The 15,770-nt window shown below is 65.1% G+C and carries 14 protein-coding genes, 1 other RNA gene and 2 pseudogenes; 9 read left to right on the forward strand and 8 right to left on the reverse strand.

The genetic code is table 11. The annotated features are described in order from the left end of the window. Positions 1 to 54 precede the first annotated feature (54 nt). Positions 55 to 1,095 (forward strand): PASTA domain-containing protein, encoded by a 1,041-nt coding sequence (locus ABT352_RS36180; RefSeq protein WP_350949539.1) that lies wholly within the window; start codon positions 55 to 57, stop codon positions 1,093 to 1,095. Continuing rightward, positions 1,092 to 1,700: a hypothetical protein gene (locus ABT352_RS36185; protein ID WP_350949540.1), complete on the forward strand. Its 609-nt coding sequence runs from the start codon at positions 1,092 to 1,094 to the stop codon at positions 1,698 to 1,700. Before ABT352_RS36180 ends, ABT352_RS36185 begins: the two co-directional genes overlap by 4 nt. Positions 1,701 to 1,996: 296 nt before the next feature. On the opposite strand, the gene ABT352_RS36190 is transcribed toward ABT352_RS36185, so the two are convergent. Continuing rightward, entirely contained in the window at positions 1,997 to 3,238 is a 1,242-nt protein-coding gene (locus ABT352_RS36190; RefSeq protein WP_350949591.1) for an SNIPE associated domain-containing protein, read from the reverse strand. A 548-nt stretch (positions 3,239 to 3,786) separates the two neighbouring features. Between ABT352_RS36190 and ABT352_RS36195 the strand changes: the two genes are divergently transcribed. The 3 genes and pseudogenes from ABT352_RS36195 to ABT352_RS36205 all read left to right on the forward strand — a co-directional run bounded on the left by ABT352_RS36195 (position 3,787) and on the right by ABT352_RS36205 (position 7,427). After that, complete coding sequence (locus tag ABT352_RS36195) at positions 3,787 to 5,604, forward strand: serine/threonine protein kinase (protein ID WP_350949541.1); 1,818 nt, start codon at positions 3,787 to 3,789, stop codon at positions 5,602 to 5,604. A gap of 485 nt (positions 5,605 to 6,089) precedes the next feature. Continuing rightward, positions 6,090 to 6,359 (forward strand): annotated as a pseudogene (locus ABT352_RS36200) (integrase core domain-containing protein); the annotation flags it as partial. 129 nt (positions 6,360 to 6,488) lie between these two features. After that, positions 6,489 to 7,427 (forward strand): thermonuclease family protein, encoded by a 939-nt coding sequence (locus tag ABT352_RS36205; RefSeq protein ID WP_350949542.1) that lies wholly within the window; start codon positions 6,489 to 6,491, stop codon positions 7,425 to 7,427. A gap of 6 nt (positions 7,428 to 7,433) precedes the next feature. On the opposite strand, the gene ABT352_RS36210 is transcribed toward ABT352_RS36205, so the two are convergent. Next, positions 7,434 to 9,065, reverse strand: a complete 1,632-nt coding sequence (locus ABT352_RS36210; protein ID WP_350949543.1) for a hypothetical protein — start codon at positions 9,063 to 9,065, stop codon at positions 7,434 to 7,436. Positions 9,066 to 9,375: 310 nt separating this feature from the next. Here ABT352_RS36210 and ABT352_RS36215 point away from each other — a divergent pair, with 310 nt between their 5' ends. Further along, positions 9,376 to 9,552, forward strand: a complete 177-nt coding sequence (locus ABT352_RS36215; protein WP_350949544.1) for a hypothetical protein — start codon at positions 9,376 to 9,378, stop codon at positions 9,550 to 9,552. 8 nt (positions 9,553 to 9,560) lie between these two features. Here the strand turns inward: ABT352_RS36215 and ABT352_RS36220 are convergent, their stop codons facing one another. Both ABT352_RS36220 and ABT352_RS36225 read right to left on the reverse strand, forming a co-directional pair. Then, positions 9,561 to 9,908: a winged helix-turn-helix domain-containing protein gene (locus tag ABT352_RS36220; RefSeq protein ID WP_350949545.1), complete on the reverse strand. Its 348-nt coding sequence runs from the start codon at positions 9,906 to 9,908 to the stop codon at positions 9,561 to 9,563. A gap of 316 nt (positions 9,909 to 10,224) precedes the next feature. Beyond that, complete coding sequence (locus tag ABT352_RS36225; RefSeq protein WP_350949546.1) at positions 10,225 to 10,431, reverse strand: hypothetical protein; 207 nt, start codon at positions 10,429 to 10,431, stop codon at positions 10,225 to 10,227. A 157-nt stretch (positions 10,432 to 10,588) separates the two neighbouring features. On the opposite strand from ABT352_RS36225, the gene ABT352_RS36230 reads away from it, so the two are divergent. The 3 genes and pseudogenes from ABT352_RS36230 to ABT352_RS36240 all read left to right on the forward strand — a co-directional run bounded on the left by ABT352_RS36230 (position 10,589) and on the right by ABT352_RS36240 (position 11,970). Further along, the gene (locus ABT352_RS36230; RefSeq protein ID WP_350949547.1) at positions 10,589 to 10,903 is read left to right on the forward strand and encodes a hypothetical protein; all 315 of its coding nucleotides are present in this window, start codon (positions 10,589 to 10,591) and stop codon (positions 10,901 to 10,903) included. A gap of 193 nt (positions 10,904 to 11,096) precedes the next feature. After that, positions 11,097 to 11,228 (forward strand): annotated as a pseudogene (locus tag ABT352_RS36235) (transposase); the annotation flags it as partial. 85 nt (positions 11,229 to 11,313) lie between these two features. Next, on the forward strand, positions 11,314 to 11,970 hold the full coding sequence (locus tag ABT352_RS36240; protein ID WP_350949548.1) for a tyrosine-type recombinase/integrase: 657 nt from the start codon (positions 11,314 to 11,316) through the stop codon (positions 11,968 to 11,970). A gap of 76 nt (positions 11,971 to 12,046) precedes the next feature. Here ABT352_RS36240 and rnpB read toward each other — a convergent pair. The 4 genes from rnpB to ABT352_RS36260 form a co-directional block, all read right to left on the reverse strand. Continuing rightward, positions 12,047 to 12,441, reverse strand: an RNA gene (gene rnpB, locus ABT352_RS36245) — RNase P RNA component class A. Positions 12,442 to 12,809: 368 nt separating this feature from the next. Next, positions 12,810 to 14,147, reverse strand: a complete 1,338-nt coding sequence (locus ABT352_RS36250) for a bifunctional RNase H/acid phosphatase (RefSeq protein WP_350949592.1) — start codon at positions 14,145 to 14,147, stop codon at positions 12,810 to 12,812. A gap of 5 nt (positions 14,148 to 14,152) precedes the next feature. Then, positions 14,153 to 14,893, reverse strand: coding sequence for a zinc ribbon domain-containing protein (locus ABT352_RS36255; protein WP_350949549.1), 741 nt, complete (start codon positions 14,891 to 14,893; stop codon positions 14,153 to 14,155). Then, complete coding sequence (locus tag ABT352_RS36260; protein ID WP_350949550.1) at positions 14,890 to 15,726, reverse strand: Nif3-like dinuclear metal center hexameric protein; 837 nt, start codon at positions 15,724 to 15,726, stop codon at positions 14,890 to 14,892. Before ABT352_RS36260 ends, ABT352_RS36255 begins: the two co-directional genes overlap by 4 nt. Between the last annotated feature and the right edge of the window lie 44 nt (positions 15,727 to 15,770).

Below are 15,770 nucleotides of genomic sequence, written 5' to 3' on the forward strand. Positions count from 1 at the left end.
CCGACCGTGCCCGGCGGCTGTGAGCCACCCGACGTACGGCGTCAGGAGCTCCAGGTGGCGAGAGACACGCTTCTGAACGTGCCGGACGCGGACATCGACATTCAGGTGATTCCCCAGACCCTCCTGCCGACCTCGACGTCCTACGTCATCGACTACGTGGTGGAAAACTGCTCGGCGGACCGTGGCATCGCCGCCCGGGACAACGTCGTCTACACGGTCATCCTCGAGGTCGGCCCGAAGGTCCCAGATGTGCGAAATCTTTCCCGCGCCGACGCCGAAACCGTCCTCGACGCCGCCGGCCTGGGCAAGGACCCGCGGCCGGCGAGCGCGAGCGCCGACTGGAAGGTCGCCGGCCAGGATCCGCCCGCGGACCAACTGGTGAGCTTCGGCACGACCGTGCGAATAGACCTGGTCTCCCCGAATCCGCCCCCGCCCGAGGTCACCACTCCCGCACCACCGCCGGTGAAGCCGGGGTCCCGGGTGACCGTGCCGTCGCTGATCGGACTCGGCCCGGCAGTGGCCAGGCTGCAGCTCTCGGAGGTCGGCCTGGTTCTCCGCGTGGATCCCGATTCGCCCGAGACGGGAACGATCCGCAGCCAGGATCCCGTGGCCGGCAGCCAGGTCTCCGAGGGCGCGACCGTGACGGTGTCGCTGCAGAAGGCGGTGACGGAGCCGCCGAACCCGGGCGAGACGGTCCCTGGAGAGCCCCCTGGGACCGACGATGGCTCCTCTTCACCGCTGATCCCCGTAGCGCTGGTAGGGATCGTGCTCCCAGGACTGGCAATCGCCCTCGTCCTCGTCCTCGTCGCCCGGACCCTGCGGGCCCGCCCTACCGCGCGAACAAGCGATCCGCACCAGGCCCAGTCCCGGCCACCGTCCCAGACCAAGCCGTATCCCCAGGTCCCGCCCCAAACCCAACCCCAGCGGGTGCCGTCGATCCACTGCGATCCGCACCCCGATCCCACCCCGCGCCTGGAGATCCACCTGACCGGCTCTCCGCCGCCTGGCGCGGCCCCGTCCGCCCCGGTGCCGGACATTCGGGTGGAACTGTTCGCGGACCCCGGCCGCCAGGAACTGAGAGAGGTCGTATCGTGACAGTCCACATCGAAACCGAGCCGGGCACTGCCGATCTCCTGCTCTTCCCGGACCCGAGAAACGCGACGGCGGAGCTGTCGCGGGCCCTCGACACGCACCGCACGCTTGAGCGGGTCGAGGACGGCCCCCAGCGAGCGGGGTCGGCCTTCCGCGGCGCGCTCAACGGCAGGGTCGCCGACGCGGGCGGCGAACTGCTGCGCGGCATCGAGCTGGGCACGGTCCTGCTCGGCGGCTGGCTGCAGTACCGGGAGCTGGGGCTCGCCGCACGCAGGAGCGTCGAACAACCCGGAAGCACCGAAATAGTGCGCCTGGACGGACACACGATCACGTCAAAGCACGCCCCCTACGTCGACGTGTACATCGAGGGTCAGTACGTGGCCCGCATCGGCTTCGGCATCGACCTGGAGTTCGGCGTCGGCCTGCTCCAGGCGAGCATTCGCAACGGTCGCCTGATGAGCCTGCGCGCGGGCGACTGCACGGCGAGCATAACGTGGAGCGTGGAGGGCTTTCCGGTGGCCCAGAACACGGCGAGACTCACCATGCCACTCCAGCTCAGGCTCGGTGACGGGATCCGCCTCGTCGGCACGGACGCATCGCAACCATGACCGCGTCACCGCCGATCCGACCGCCGTTCGGGTGGTCCAGCAGGCCCGGAACCTGATGCTCAACCTGGGCAACCGTGCAATCGAGGCTGCGCAGCAGGTCGGAAGAGGACAGGGCGGACAAGTCGGCCTGTAGGCCGGGTTCTGATCCGACCTGCTCGTGACCTGCACGCCGATCAGTGACCTGCCGTCTGACCTGCAGGAACGCTGCTGTCCTTTGACATTGTTCTCCGCCGCCTTCCAATGCCATGTGCCCCCGATGTGCCCTCGGGGCACGCCGGCCAGGTGCGCGATTCGGCTCAGCCCGCTGCCGCCTTCACGTGAACCGACTGGTGCCACTCCAGGGCCTCGGGAGTGTCCCGGTACTCCAGAAGGTGCTGTCCCGCGATCTTCTGCAACAGGTTCCTAACATCGGCGGGCGTAGCATGAAAGAACTCGCGGCGAAGGTTGACCTTGTTGACGCGCCGGTCGTTCAACGCGGCGTGCAGCCGCCCCTCAAGCCCGACCGCGTCGTCACTGAAGATCAGCGCGTGGGTGTCGAACTTGAACGGCACCGAGGCATCGCCCAGTTCCCGAACACGGTCCTCGGGCTCCAAGCGGCGAGTCATGCCAATCTTGACGACGTTCTCGCCGAACGCGCCGATGTTGGAGATCACATACACGTAGCCGGCCCGGACGTTAGCCTCGCGTGCCTCGACATCGCTGACCGCCGCGCCGATCTCCTCCAGCTTCGCCTTGAGCTCCTCCGCTCCGGCCTCATCCCCCTTGGCCAGCAACTTCGACAGCGCGGAGCGGTAATGGGACTCCTCCTTCCGGAGCCTGGCCTTCTCCCGCTCGAACTCCCGCCGCGCGGCCTCCTCCTCGCGCTGCTGCTCCCGCTGGGCACGGGTGCGCTCCTTCTCCTCCTCTTGCTTGGCCAGGTAATCAGCGGTCAACTCCAGCTCGTAGACCCTTAGCCGGTGGTAGTCACCGCTGACGTGGATGCTCATCGTCTTGCCGAGCTTGACGATCATCTCCACCGCCTTCTCCAGGCGGTCAACAGCCGACTGCAGCTTGTAGGGGCGCATCGTGCGCACGCAGTTGTCGGCCTCGGCGTTGTAGGCACGCAGCATCAGCTTGGAGAAGTCACGCACCATCCGGCGTCCCTCGGCCGCCGACCCGTTGACCTGCCAGCTGGTGGAGCCCACCACCGCCTTGCCATCCTTGGACAACTCCTTAATGCGTGCCTTGACCTGCGCCAATCGCTCCTTATAGGCCACTGCGTCACTCAGCGGGTGCCGGTACTCGTAGACACCGGCCTCCTGCAACAGCACGGTCTCCTCGGTCTGCACGATCAGCCGCTCGACCTCGCGCAGCCGCCGCGTGGCATCCGCGATGGCCGTCTGCAGTCCCTGGTGCTCGGCATGTAGCGCCTCGGTCATCGCGGAGACGCGCATGGCGTCCATGCCACCCAGCCGCTCGACCCACGCGCGTAACTCGGCGTTCTCCGCCTCCAGCTTCTTCTTGCCGCCGAACAGCCCTCCACCACTGCGCTCCTGCATCACGGGAACAGGCTGCGGCTGAACCGGAGGTGCGGAAGGCGGAGGCGACGGCTGTACAGGAATCCAGAACTCCCAGTCCGGCGGCGCCGGAGGCCATGACGGATTCGGCTGCCATCCTTCCGGAGGCCGCCAGCCCACAGGAGGAACCGGCCATCCGGGAGGCGAATTGAACCGGTACTCCATCGTCACGCCCTCCTCGACCATGTGCCCCGTCACGACACATGCCACAAGAAGACAGCCACCTCGGCTCATTGGTTTACAACAACCTCAATAATTCGCAGGGACGCCCGTCAACGGCAGGCACCAGACGCAGGGGGGCAAATAAGGATCTCTCGCACTACTGACCGATGAGTTGCAGAGACTCATGAAGGCGCACGCAAAATAGGCTAATTTCGGACTTATAGTGCAAATCCATCAAAGAGCACAGTAAATTCTCATAGATGGCATGATTCTCGCTCGACACGAGAGAGCCGGATGGGATAAAGCACCTCTGAACTTTTCCCGCGATTGGCCGGCACTCGCCGTGCTTCCTTCCTGAACGGAGCCCGGTGAACCAGCACATGTCGGCAACCGCTGCTCTCCGACCGCTCGCCGTTGAAGATCCGCCAGAGATTGGTCCGTATCGCCTGGTGGGGCGTCTCGGAGCAGGCGGTATGGGAGTCGTCTTCGCGGGCATTGACACTCGCGGGGTTCGCGTAGCCGTCAAACTCATTCATGCCTCATACGCGAGCGACTCGGAGTTCCGCGCACGATTCGCTCGGGAGATCTCCGTCCTTGACCGCGTCAACGGCGCCTGCACCGCGCGAATCCTTGACTCTGACGGGAACGCGGCTCGGCCATGGCTGGCTGCCGAATACGTGCCCGGGCCAACGCTTGAGAGTCATGTCAGGACTCACGGGACGCTCCAGGGCGACGCGTTGTTCGGGCTCGCGGCCGGACTCGCCGAAGCATTGGTGGCCGTGCACGCGGCAGGCGTGGTCCACCGTGACATCAAGCCATCGAACGTCATCCTCTCGCCGAGCGGCCCTAAGCTCGTCGATTTCGGCATCGCCCGCGCGCTCGACGCGAGTGTTATGACCCGCACCGGCACTCTCGTCGGATCGCCAGGATGGGTGAGCCCCGAAGAGTACAGCGACGCACCAGCCGGGCCACCCGCCGATGTCTACGGCTGGGCGATGCTGGTCGTATACGCGGCCACGGGCGTTCCACCTTACGGGGCCAGACGCCCGGAGGTCTTGGCACTCAAGGTGCTGAACGAAACCGTCGACACCTCCATGCTCCCCAACCTTCTACGCGGCCTGGTCGATAGAGCATTGGCCAAACTCCCCGAGACACGCCCCTCATCGCGCGAACTGTTGGACATGGCCGCTGAAGCCTGGCAAGCGCACCAAGGAACCCAGGCGATCGACAGTTTCGAGGCGGCCAACAATGTCACGGCTCGGTTAGACCGAACATGGGTTCTTCCCGTCGAAGACCTGAGCTGGCCTGCCGTACCGGCTACGACACGGAAACCCCCAAAGAGTCGTCGAACAGGTGCGGTGATCGCGATCGCCGTTGGACTCGCGGCGGCCATCGCCCTGAAGGTGCTACCAGGCGATACAGATGAGCGGAAGCAGCAACTCGACGTCGCCACCGTTCCGACCAGCCATCTGAGTTCAACGAACGCAAACCTCACATCGACGCCCACCGCTACAGCAGCCGTGAAGACCGAGCCTTCTCCACCCCAACCAGCCCCGCCACCGAGCACGATTACAGAGCTGGCCGCCGCGATCGAGCTCGCCCTGGAGACCACCCCGGCGGGGACGTTCAGCTTCGAGGGGGGATTCACTCAGAGCAACACCGGCGGAATAGCCACCGGGCGATTCATGAACCATCTGGCATACGACGATCTCGACGTGAAGATCAAGTCTTATGAGGGCTTTAGCCGTCGTTATGTGGTCGTGAGCAATACGGTCTATCCCAAAAACCAGGGCACGGATGGATCACCTATTGAGAGCATAAATTCGGCTAACCCTGACTGGTATGGGCTTGTCGTTGCCGGTACGGCCGGGCCGTCGATCATCCGGGAGGTCGTCGCCAACTCCGCCCGATTGAAACGCAAGGGGCGCGACTACTCCGGGACTCTAGCCATCGAGGACACCAACGGCTCTCTTCGACAGTTGCTCAACTCGTGGGCGGGAGGCGACGTCACCAGGACGAATGCCGACTCGTACATCACCTTCAAGCTCACCATCGACAACGAAGACCGACCGAAGAAGTTTGAAATCGCCTGGTGTGTACCAATGACCAATACAGAGATCTACAAGTCCGTCTTCACGACAACCTATAAGAACTGGACGATTAGTCACAAGATCAAGCAATCGTAGCGGCGGGTGCACTCATCATGGCCCAGCCGAGTGAGCAGGATGGTGTGCCGCCACCGTTGAGCCGGTGGCGACAGGTCTTGCCGAGAGCGCTTCGATCAGACTGCCACCACGCAGGGCCCTTCAGGTTCCGCAGCCACAATCGACACCCGCTTCAGGAGTGCGTGTGCGAAGTCAACTGCTTGCCTGGGCTGACCTGCCTAAAGACCCTGTATGAGTCACGGCATCCGCTTGATCATCCCGTGCATGTTCCGCGCCCGCCGAGTGGGCCTTCATCACTGATGACGCAATGCCCTGACTCAGCGGCCTCCTCCACGAATGCACCTAGATCACATAGGGCGTCGATTCTCTGGCACCCACGCGCTGTGGTCTGGGTTTGTTTTCCAGCAACTCGCGGTTGCAACTCGTCCAGCCCCACACCACCGGCCAGGCCCGGCCCGCCGCAGGGGTCTCGCGGGCCTGCTCGGCAGCGCCCGGGTGCAGCAGGCCAGTACACCTCCGCGGATTTGGCCGCCGTCTGCCGCGAGCTGCGAGTACGCCAGTCGATGGGCGCAGTGGGCACGAGCGCAGACGACACCGTCGCGGAGATGCTTAACACCAGGCTGAAGCGGAGGATGCTTCAAGGTGCCAAGTGCTGGCCCTCAGCCCGCGCCGCCCGGCTGTCGGTCTTCGCCCGGATCACCCGCTACAACACCCGAAGGAGACATTCCAACCTGGGCTACGTCGGAGCCCAATCGACTATGAGAGTAGCCCGATAGAGTGCTACTCGCCGCACAACCGCCGGTGTCCATACTTCGGAGGAACCCTTCACTCTCACCCGAGAGACGGTCGCCTTATTCAATTGCCGCGTGTATTGATTGAGTGTTTATAAGAAGGGAAGGAGCCGCATGGGTATTGGCGTAGGCTTTGGGCTTGGCCCGGTGCGAGTAAGCAGTGGAGTCAGTTCGCGCAGTCTTGCCCAAGGTTGCCTGCCGTTGTTCGTTCTTGCGATAATCGTCTGGATAGTCAAAGCTGTCCTTACCGCACTCTATGTGTTTTTCTCCTGGCCAAGCCGACTGGTTGAACCTCTGGCGCGACAGGTCGGGCTGGATCAAGTCCATCAGGCCGGGGTACAGTGGGCGGCCGTGGCTCTTTTGATCGAATTCTTTATAGTGATCATCGGGTTGCTAGTCTCGGCGTCAGGAACTCGGAACCTCTTTTTAGGAACGCCTGGAACCAAACCCCTGGCGCGGTTCTGGCGATTCTGGGCGGTCGCGCTTTTCCCTGTAGTGACCGCTGCGACGGTAGGGATGGCTCAAGCCCCCGAGCCTGTCGACTCCAAGATCGAAACCAGTTCGGCGATCGCGAGCACCGATCCTTCCCCGACTCCGGCAGGTGAATTTCGCCCTTCGAGTGTTCCAGTTTCGGCGCAACGGGCGATCGTAATGAACGTGTCCAGCGGAGACACGTTACGTGTGAAGGCGATTACTTCCGGTCCTGTCATTCCATCCACCAATCAGACCGTTGTCAGGCTTCTCGGTATCGCCGCGCCGCGCAGTTCCGAGTGTAAGGCGAATTGGGCGACACGTTTTCTCGCCTCCTACCTCCCACGGTCGTCTCACGTCTGGATCGCCCGAGGCGCGGGCTCCCAGACCACCAGCGCGCCCCTCGCCGTCTATCTGTGGAGAGATGGGGGCGACCGGACGATGCTCAATGCCCGGTTGCTGGTGAGCGGATCGGCTCGCGTTGTGACTGCAGAAGTTCGTGGCAAGATACGGGAGATGTTCACGGAGTATGAGTCCAAGGCCCGTGCCGCCCACCGCGGGATCCACAGCTGCGTGGAGTGACGGGAGCTACTTCACCCCGATTTTCCTAAGCACTTTCCGCAGCCGCTTCGGAACATCTGCATGAGAGACCATCCAGTGAAGTTTCACATCACCCGTATACAGCGTGAGTTCACCGTACAGGGCGATGGGCAGCTTCCTGTTGTCCTTGTATCTGCGGTCAGGTCCGCCTCGCACATTGACGTAGGTCCAGGTGTGATCCACGACAACGGCATCCGACGGCAACGTCGATGACTCCACGAAACGTGTGACGTCCGCACTCGCACGGAGTTCTTCGTAACGATGTTCGGTAAATCGGCCGCTGTTACCGATGAGAAACCGGTCCGGATAGAAATGCAGCATCCAAGGACCCGCAGCGAGCGTGGGCACCTCGACATCGGTGACGATCTTGCTAAGCCCCGAAAACGAGACCGATGCCGAGACTCTTGTGGTTTTGACTCCCGCTCCAGCGTTGGTCTTGCGCTCATACCCGGATTCCACGCGCTGCTTTTCGGTAACAAGCCATGAACGGCCCGCCTTGGCCATTTCACGGAAGGCCGTCACAACCTCTTCGAACTTCGATGCTTCGTCACCAGTGAGTTCATAGTCCACGCGCGGGCGGAGATTATTGTTCTCCACGGAGGCGACGATCACCGCAATGACGAAGCCCATTGCCATCACAATCCACCCGCTCCCCCGCATCGCGATACCCGCGATCTCGCAGACCAGGAGTAAGTATGGCCACTTCCGTGGCTTCTTCCTCGCTTCTGCGAATTCCGCGAGGAAACTTCTCTCGGAGACAGGCACGACTGCTGGGCCTGCCTCTCCGTTTTCGGGAGCCTCGGCAGTCTGCTTCTCAGACGCTTGCACCGACTGCTCCAGCTGAGTAGATGGCTTTGGCTCAGCAAGGTGATCCTGCAGCCCATCGGGAGAGGATGCCAGATTAGGGCGGACGGATGGGGGCTCTTGTGATTGCGGGCGTACGAGTGGTGATACCTCCCTTGCTGGAGTCGTGAAGGTGGACGCAGTTGGGACGGGTGGCCGGGGATCGTGGTCCGCGGCGGCAGGGGGCAAAGTTGGGGCGGTCCGTCCGGGCGGACTCACCGGTGGAGCGTCGGCCTCTTGGTAGCGCAGCCATTCCCGGGTTTGATGTTCCTTTTCACGCAGACGGGCCGCCTCACGATCTCTCCGAGCCGTCAGCGTGCGCAGCACCACACCGGAGTGCGCCGGGGAAGTGAGTTGCTCGATCTGAGCCCGTATGTAAGGAACGTCGGCCTCACGGACGGTGCCAAAGGGGATCTCTGAGCCTTCGTGCGTCAGCACTGTCAGGCGATTCTTGGAGGACCACTTCTCGCTGAACGAGAACAAGCGCACCTGTGGCCACCACGCCTGCACCTTGGGACTTTCAGCGGGATGCGAGAGAGAGATTCCCACAAGCCGCATATTGGTAAGGACGATGAGGTCGATGAGCGGCTTCATCTGGTTCGTCTTGCCGATGAACAGAACCTGCTCGCTATCCTCATGGAGGAGATAGCGGGCTCCGTCGGCGATGGCCTTGGCGGCAGTTCGCTCGCGCAATGCTGAGCCTAGCTGTGGAATCAAAACGTGGTGCCCTCCTTGGCAATGAGCCCGCTGCCGTTCAAGCAGCAGTGAACGTTGCAAGTCCAGGATGTTGATGTCGTCAAGGTGAGCTGGTGCTGCCGTCTACCGCAGGCTGCAGCAGTCAGTTGGTACCTCGGGAGACAAGGAAGGTGGGCACGATCTGGGTGAGGCGATATAGGGCATTCTGACCTGGCCAATCCGCCCACCGGTTCCTTTCCGTGTCCCGCAAGACGCTGCCGCACCAGAATATGGCTCGTTCCACTCCTGATTGCCGTTGATGCAGCTATTTGTGAAGGCAACAAGCGCTGCCAGCAGAGCAGGCGTCCGGCCAGTCGTCCGCGCAACCTCGCCGAGGCGGGGGGAGCTGGACGTGACCACGATCCCGCTGATCATCGGCCTCGTCCTCGGGGCGGCCGTGCTGGTCGGCTACGTGCTCGTCATGGTCGGCACGCGCCAGGAGGACCGGCGGATGTCCCTGGGAGGCGTTCCCCCGACCCGGGCGGCGGGCCTGGCGCGGCGGGTCACCGGCTGCCACGTGCGCGGATGAGCGGCGAACTACTCGCGCTCGGCCAACCTCGACTCCACCCGTTCCAGACGCTGCGACAGATCCCACAGCATGGCCCGCATCTCGGCCAACTCCTCCGCAGCCGGCGGCAAAGCCGGAGCGGCGTCGTCACGGACGAAAACGCCCTTGCCATGCTGGCCGATGACCAGCCCTTCGTTTCGCAGCACCCCGACGGCGAGTTTCACCACACTCAGCGACGCCTCGTACGTCGTCGCGAGCTGAGTGGTGGACGGCAGTGGATTTCCAGGCGCCAAGGTGCCGCGCCGGATCTGCTCGCGCAGGTCGTCGGCGATCTGCAGCCCTGGATGTGCCTTGAGAGCCCCACCAAACGAGATCACCGCAGGCCAGAAACCTGACAGCTCAGAACATCGAGATGTGATCCGTCATGGGAGCTGACCTGCGATAATCCCTTGGAGGGCGCTCTGAGCTGGGCTTTTGGCGTTCACTGGTTCTCATCGTTTCGCGCTGTTTCTCGTGCCCATATGCCCTGAGTGTGCCCTGCCCTCGTAGATCTGGGTGATCTCGGATGCCAGGTGCCGTCATTTGCGGAAACGGCTCGATCATATCGCTGAGCAGGGATTACGCCTGTGGTCATCTCGCGTCACTTCTCGCTGGTTTCGACGCTCCCACGGAACAGCGACGGAACAAGGAGCCTCATCGACCAGACGGCCACGGCCGATCAGCCCGTAGGTTCATCGGGCGCAGACGGCCTAACTCCTCGGAGAACTCCCGCTCGCCGATCTCATACGGAGCGAACTCATCGAGATCCAACTGAGCGTAGGTCAAGCCGCCGTACCGGTCCTCGTCGTGCTCCGCGTCGTAGGCGATCACCATGCCACCGGCGTAGACCTCGACCTGCATATGGGCGTACCCCTCGCCATCGAGCGCCAGATAGAATGTGGACGTCCCCCAACTCGCGTACTCGTCTCCCCGGTCCTCGTCCCACCCTCGCCGGAAATACCTCACTCCGTCAGCTTCCTTCAACCGCGTTACCCTGGCCGGAGATGAGAGGGTATCCGTGAGCGCAGAAGCCTGGCACCGGCTCCAGCCACAGCTCATGCTCGGGCAGAGACTACAGGGAACCGTCCTGCCCGCTCCGTGGCCTGCCGGAGTGACCGGAATCTTCGTAGACCTCCGCCTCCCCGTGGTCGGCTTCGTGGACGTCCTCCTCCTGCCGCACGACGCTGAGCGCTGGCCGGCGCCTGAAACCGTGACCCAATTCGAGATCTGGTGGATGGACGACCGACCACAGATCCGCCTCAAGCCTGTGGATCCGGCTTATCTCCGCGATGACTTCGAAGAGTGGGTCATGAGGCTCCCGGGGTCAAAGTGACACCCGTTTCAGGAGAGCGGTGATCGTACTCTGAACTTACGTAGCCTGAGCTGCGTGAACATTCTACGTTGCCCATGTTCTTCACATGATCATCCCGCACGTGTCCGTACTTGCTGAGCCAGCTAGTGAGGTACCCAGCAGATTCCGGACAGTCGGCTACATAAGCTGACAGAAGTCTGAAAGAGGTAGGTACGTGACGAGGCGTCGCAGGTGGTTCTCGCCGGAGTTCAAGGAAGAAGCCATCCGCATGGTGCTGGAGGGCGATCGGACGGTCGCGTCCGTGGCGCGGAAGTTCGACATCAACGTCAGCACGCTGGACAGCTGGGTGAACCGCCATCCGATCGCGAGCGCGCAGGAGAAGCGGCAGGCGCTCTCCGGGCCGGAGCGGGCGCGGAGCCGTACAGGACGGCATGATCCGCCGCTCACCATGCGTCAACATCCGTTTGCCGGAGCCGGACAAGACCACGATCCGACTCCTCTCCCCCGCCGAGGTGCTCGCGCTCTACCGGGCTATGCGGCCCGACTACGCGCCACTGATCCTCCTGGGCGCCGCAGCCGGTCTCCGGCAGGGAGAGGCTCTCGGTCTGGCCATCGACCGGATCGACTTCACCGAGGGCATGTTGACGGTGGACCAGCAGGTCGTGGTGATCGATCGGCGTCCGACGCTGGCTCCGCCGAAGACCAAAGCCTCTGTCCGCGACGTTCCGATACCGGCCGTTCTCGCCCATGCTCTGGCCGAGTACATCGACAGGCACAAACCCGAGGACGTGCTCTTCCGGACGAGGCGCGGGAATCTGATCCGTCGCGACTACTTCAACGCCGAAGTTCTGAAGCCCGCGATCTTCTCGGCGGGAGTACCTGCGGACATGACGTTCCACGATCTTCGGCACACCTTCGCCAGTACGGCCCTCGCTGAGGGCGTGCCCATCTCCGAGGTGTCCCGATGGCTCGGGCACGAGTCCATCACCACGACCGTGGACCTGTACGGGCATCTGGTCCCGGAGGCATCTGAGCGGGCGCGGACGGCGCTGGACAATGCCTTCGCCTCGGCCCTCGGGTCCACGTAATGTGCCCCCAATGTGCCCCCTCAAGGATTCGATCTTCCTGAGTGAGGGTTCCGCCGCAGGTCAGAGGCGAGAGAGGCGGACGAGTCGGCCTGTAGGCCGGGTTTTGTCCTTCACGTGTGTGAAGGGGCGACCATCCATCTAGGACCGACGTTGCCGTCGGCCTCAAGCGGTCTACCCGCGCGACTCGGGCGAGCAGCCCTCAGGCGTCGCGCGCGGGACGCTCCGGAGAGCGCCCCTTCTTGACCTTGCTCCAGGTGGGGTTTACCGAGCCGCCCACGTCACCGTGGGCGCTGGTGGTCTCTTACACCACCGTTTCACCCTTACCCCGTCCTGCGACGAGGCGGTCTGTTCTCTGTGGCACTTTCCCGCGGGTCACCCCGGGTCGGCGTTACCGACCACCCTGCTCTGTGGAGCCCGGACCTTCCTCGGCGGGCCTCGTGAGAGACCCGACGCGGCCGCCCGGCCGGCTCGTCCGCCGTGATCCAAGCCTAACGGCTCCCAAGTGGACTCCAACCGAGCGGCAAGTCGCGTGCGCTGGAATACGGATCAAGCGAGACGGGACGGACGAGCAGCGGGGGAACCGATGAGAGCACCGACGACCGGCGAGGCGGCCGGTTTCGCACGCCATGAGGATTTCGGCCGCCGCGGAGGGCGGGTGTTTCACCGTCTCCGCGGCCGGGGTCTGTCATGGACGTGAGAGACCGCCCGCGCGGGGATCTCAGCATCCCCGCGGCCTTTCTGGCGCAGGGCCTCACCGCCCCTGCGGCCTTTCGTGGACGCGAGACCCCCGAAGCGGGGGGCTCATCGCCTTCACGGTCTGTCGAGGTGAGATCGACGGTTCAGTGGAGGTGCGAGGTGTCGTTGAACGCCTTCACCACCGCCGGGCCGTCGGCGTAATACTCGATCAGGGACAGAGCTGACAGGTCGAGATGCATGCGGTACAGCGCGCCGAGGGGAGCGAGCAGCGCGGACTGCAGCAGCATCTTGATCGGCGTGACGTGGGAGACGGCGAGGACCGTCCTTCCCTCGTAGCGCTCTATCAGCAGGTCCCCGATCGCCTGGACCCGCCGCGCCGCCACCCCGAAACTCTCCCCACCCGGCGGCGCGGCGGACGGGTCCGCCAGCCACGCGGCGAGTTCGTCGGGCCAGCGGCGCTGGATCTCGGTGAACGTGTAGCCTTCCCAGGCTCCGAAGTCGGCCTCCCGCAGCCCCTCCTCGACGACGACCTCAAGTCCCGTCCTCGCCGCGACGATCTCCGCGGTGGCGCGGGCGCGCTTGAGCGGCGAACTGACGATCACCTGGATGTCGTACGGCTTCCCGGCCAGCTTGACCGCGGCGGCCTCGGCCTGGGCGACGCCGTTGGGCGTGAGTTCGGGGTCTCCGAGCCCGGAGAACCTTCGTTCGATGGAGAGCGGCGTCTCACCGTGCCGGAGGAGATACAGCGAGGTCGCGGTGGAGGTGGGTGGACGCCAGCCGGTGCTCGAACCGGGGGGAGCGATCGTCGGAGTCGCCTGGGCCGTACCCTCTGCAGGCTCTCCCGTCCGGCCCGCCCGTGCCGATGTCTCCGGTGCCTGCGCCGGCCGGTCCCGCGTGCCGGAGACTCTGCCACCGGATGCCTCCGGGGCGGAGGCCCGGCCTCCGGGACCCCCCGCGCCGGAGACTCCCCTCCCGCCGGGCGCTTCACCGACAGCGGACCGGCCTCCGGGCGCTCCCGCGCCGGAAGAGCCGGACGAGGCCGAGGAGTCAGAGAGGCGCCAGGGGCGCCCCTTGGCCGCGGCGTCCATCGCCTCGTTGGCGAGGCGGTCGGCGTCCTTGTTCTTCTCGCGGGGGATCCAGCGCCAGGTCACCCTGAGACGTCTGGCGAGGGCCGCGGCCTCCAGGGCGAGAGGACGCAGGCCCTCGTTCTTGATCTTCCACCGGCCGGCCATCTGCTCGATGACCAGCTTGGAGTCCATCCGGACCTCGACCTGCGCGCCGTCGCCGGCGAGGGCGAGGAGCGAGGTCAGGCCCGCGATGAGCCCGCGGTACTCGGCGACGTTGTTGGTCTGGGTGCCGATCGACTCGGCGGTCTCGACCAGCACCTGGCCGTCGGCGGCGTCCTTGACGACGGCACCGTAGCCGGCCGGGCCGGGGTTGCCCCGCGAGCCGCCGTCCGCCTCGATGACGTACGAGGTCACAGGGCTCACAGACCGGACTCGGCGGTACGGACGAGGATCCGGCGGCACTCCTCGCAGCGGATGACCTCTTCGTGGGAGGCGGCCTTGATGCGGTTGATCTCGGCGATGGACAGGCTCGTACGGCAGCCGAGGCAGCGGGCTCCCTGGAGCATCGCGGCGCCCACCCCGAACTGCTCCCTGAGCTTCTCGTAGAGGGCGAGCAGGTCGGCCGGGATGTCGCCGGCGACCTCGGTGCGCTTGCCCTGGACCTCGTCCTTCTCCTTGTCGATCTCGGCGAAGGCGGCGTCTCTGCGGTCCTCGGCGGAGCCGCGGGTGCCGGCGAGTTCGTCGCGCTCGGCCACGAGCTTGGTGACCCGCTCGTCGGCCGCCTCGCGGCGCTCCATGATCTCCAGCACGACCTCCTCCAGATCGTCCTGCCTGCGCTTCAGGGAGACGATCTCGGACTGGAGGCTGGACAGGTCCTTGGGCGAGGTGACCTGGCCGGAGTCGAGGCGCTTCTGGTCGCGCTCGGCGCGGGTGCGGACCGAGTCGACGTCGGCCTCGGCCTTGCTCTGCTCGCGGGCGAGGTCGCCGGACTCGGTCTCGGCGGCGATCACCTGGGTCGCGATGCGGGCGATGCGCCCGGAGAGCTCGTCGATCTGGGCCAGCTCGGGAAGGGTGCGGCGGCGATGGGCCAGCCGGTCGAGGGCGGAGTCGAGTTCGGCCAGGTCAAGCAGACGCTTCTGGGCCGCAGGAGCTGCTTTCACGTAGAATCCTCGCACTTTACTGTTGTGTTCCAGGCGTCCGTGACCGTCTCGGATACGCGCGTCTCAACAGTAATCCCCCTGGCGGCCGACGCGGACGCGAGATGGTGCGCCGCGTCGGCGAGCCAGGGCCATTCGGTGGCCCAGTGGGCCGCGTCGATCAGCGCGGGGCCGCCGGAGTTCTCCATGAACTCGCTGGCCGGGTGGTGGCGCAGGTCGGCGGTGAGGAAGACGTCCACCCCGACGGCGCGGGCCGTCCCGAGCAGGGAGTCTCCGGATCCACCGCTGACCGCGATCCGCTGGACGGCGCGGTCAGGATCTCCGGCGATCCGCAGGCCGCCCGCCGTGGCGGGGAGCCCGCGGGCGGCCTGCCTGGTGAACTCGGCGAGGGAGACGGGCTCGGGCAGCGAGCCGACGCGGCCCAGTCCGCGCCTCGGGTCGTCGGCGGCGGGGCTGAGGGGGACGAGCGGGCCGGTCAGGCCGACGGCGCGGGCGAGCGCGTCGGAGACTCCGGGGTCGGCGACGTCGGCGTTGGTGTGGGCGGTGAAGAGCCCGATGTCGTTCTTGATCAGAGTGTGGATCAGGCGGCCCTTGGAGGTGGTCGCCGCGACACTCGTGGTACCGCGCAGGTAGAGCGGATGGTGGGTGACGACGAGGTCGGCGCCCCAGTCGAGGGCCTCCTCGGCGACGACGGCGACCGGGTCGACCGCGAACAGGATCTTGCGCACCTCGGCGGCGGGATCCCCGCAGACGAGCCCGACCGCGTCCCACGACTCGGCCCATCTCGGGTCGTAGCGGGACTCCAGCTCTGTCACGATGTCGGCAAGCGTAGGCACGTGCGCAGAATATCGGCCCTTTCCACGGTCAGGCCTCCTCCTGG

The organism is Streptosporangium sp. NPDC000563 (assembly GCF_040299985.1).
GTDB lineage: Bacteria > Actinomycetota > Actinomycetes > Streptosporangiales > Streptosporangiaceae > Streptosporangium.

Coding starts and splice junctions, on each gene's coding strand:
- ABT352_RS36190 (WP_350949591.1), bottom strand. CDS start 3,238: ATGCAGGAGCGCAGTGGTGGAGGGCTGTTCGGCGGCAAGAAGAAGCTG.
- ABT352_RS36205 (WP_350949542.1), top strand. CDS start 6,489: ATGGGTATTGGCGTAGGCTTTGGGCTTGGCCCGGTGCGAGTAAGCAGT.
- ABT352_RS36225 (WP_350949546.1), bottom strand. CDS start 10,431: ATGCAGGTCGAGGTCTACGCCGGTGGCATGGTGATCGCCTACGACGCG.
- ABT352_RS36240 (WP_350949548.1), top strand. CDS start 11,314: ATGATCCGCCGCTCACCATGCGTCAACATCCGTTTGCCGGAGCCGGAC.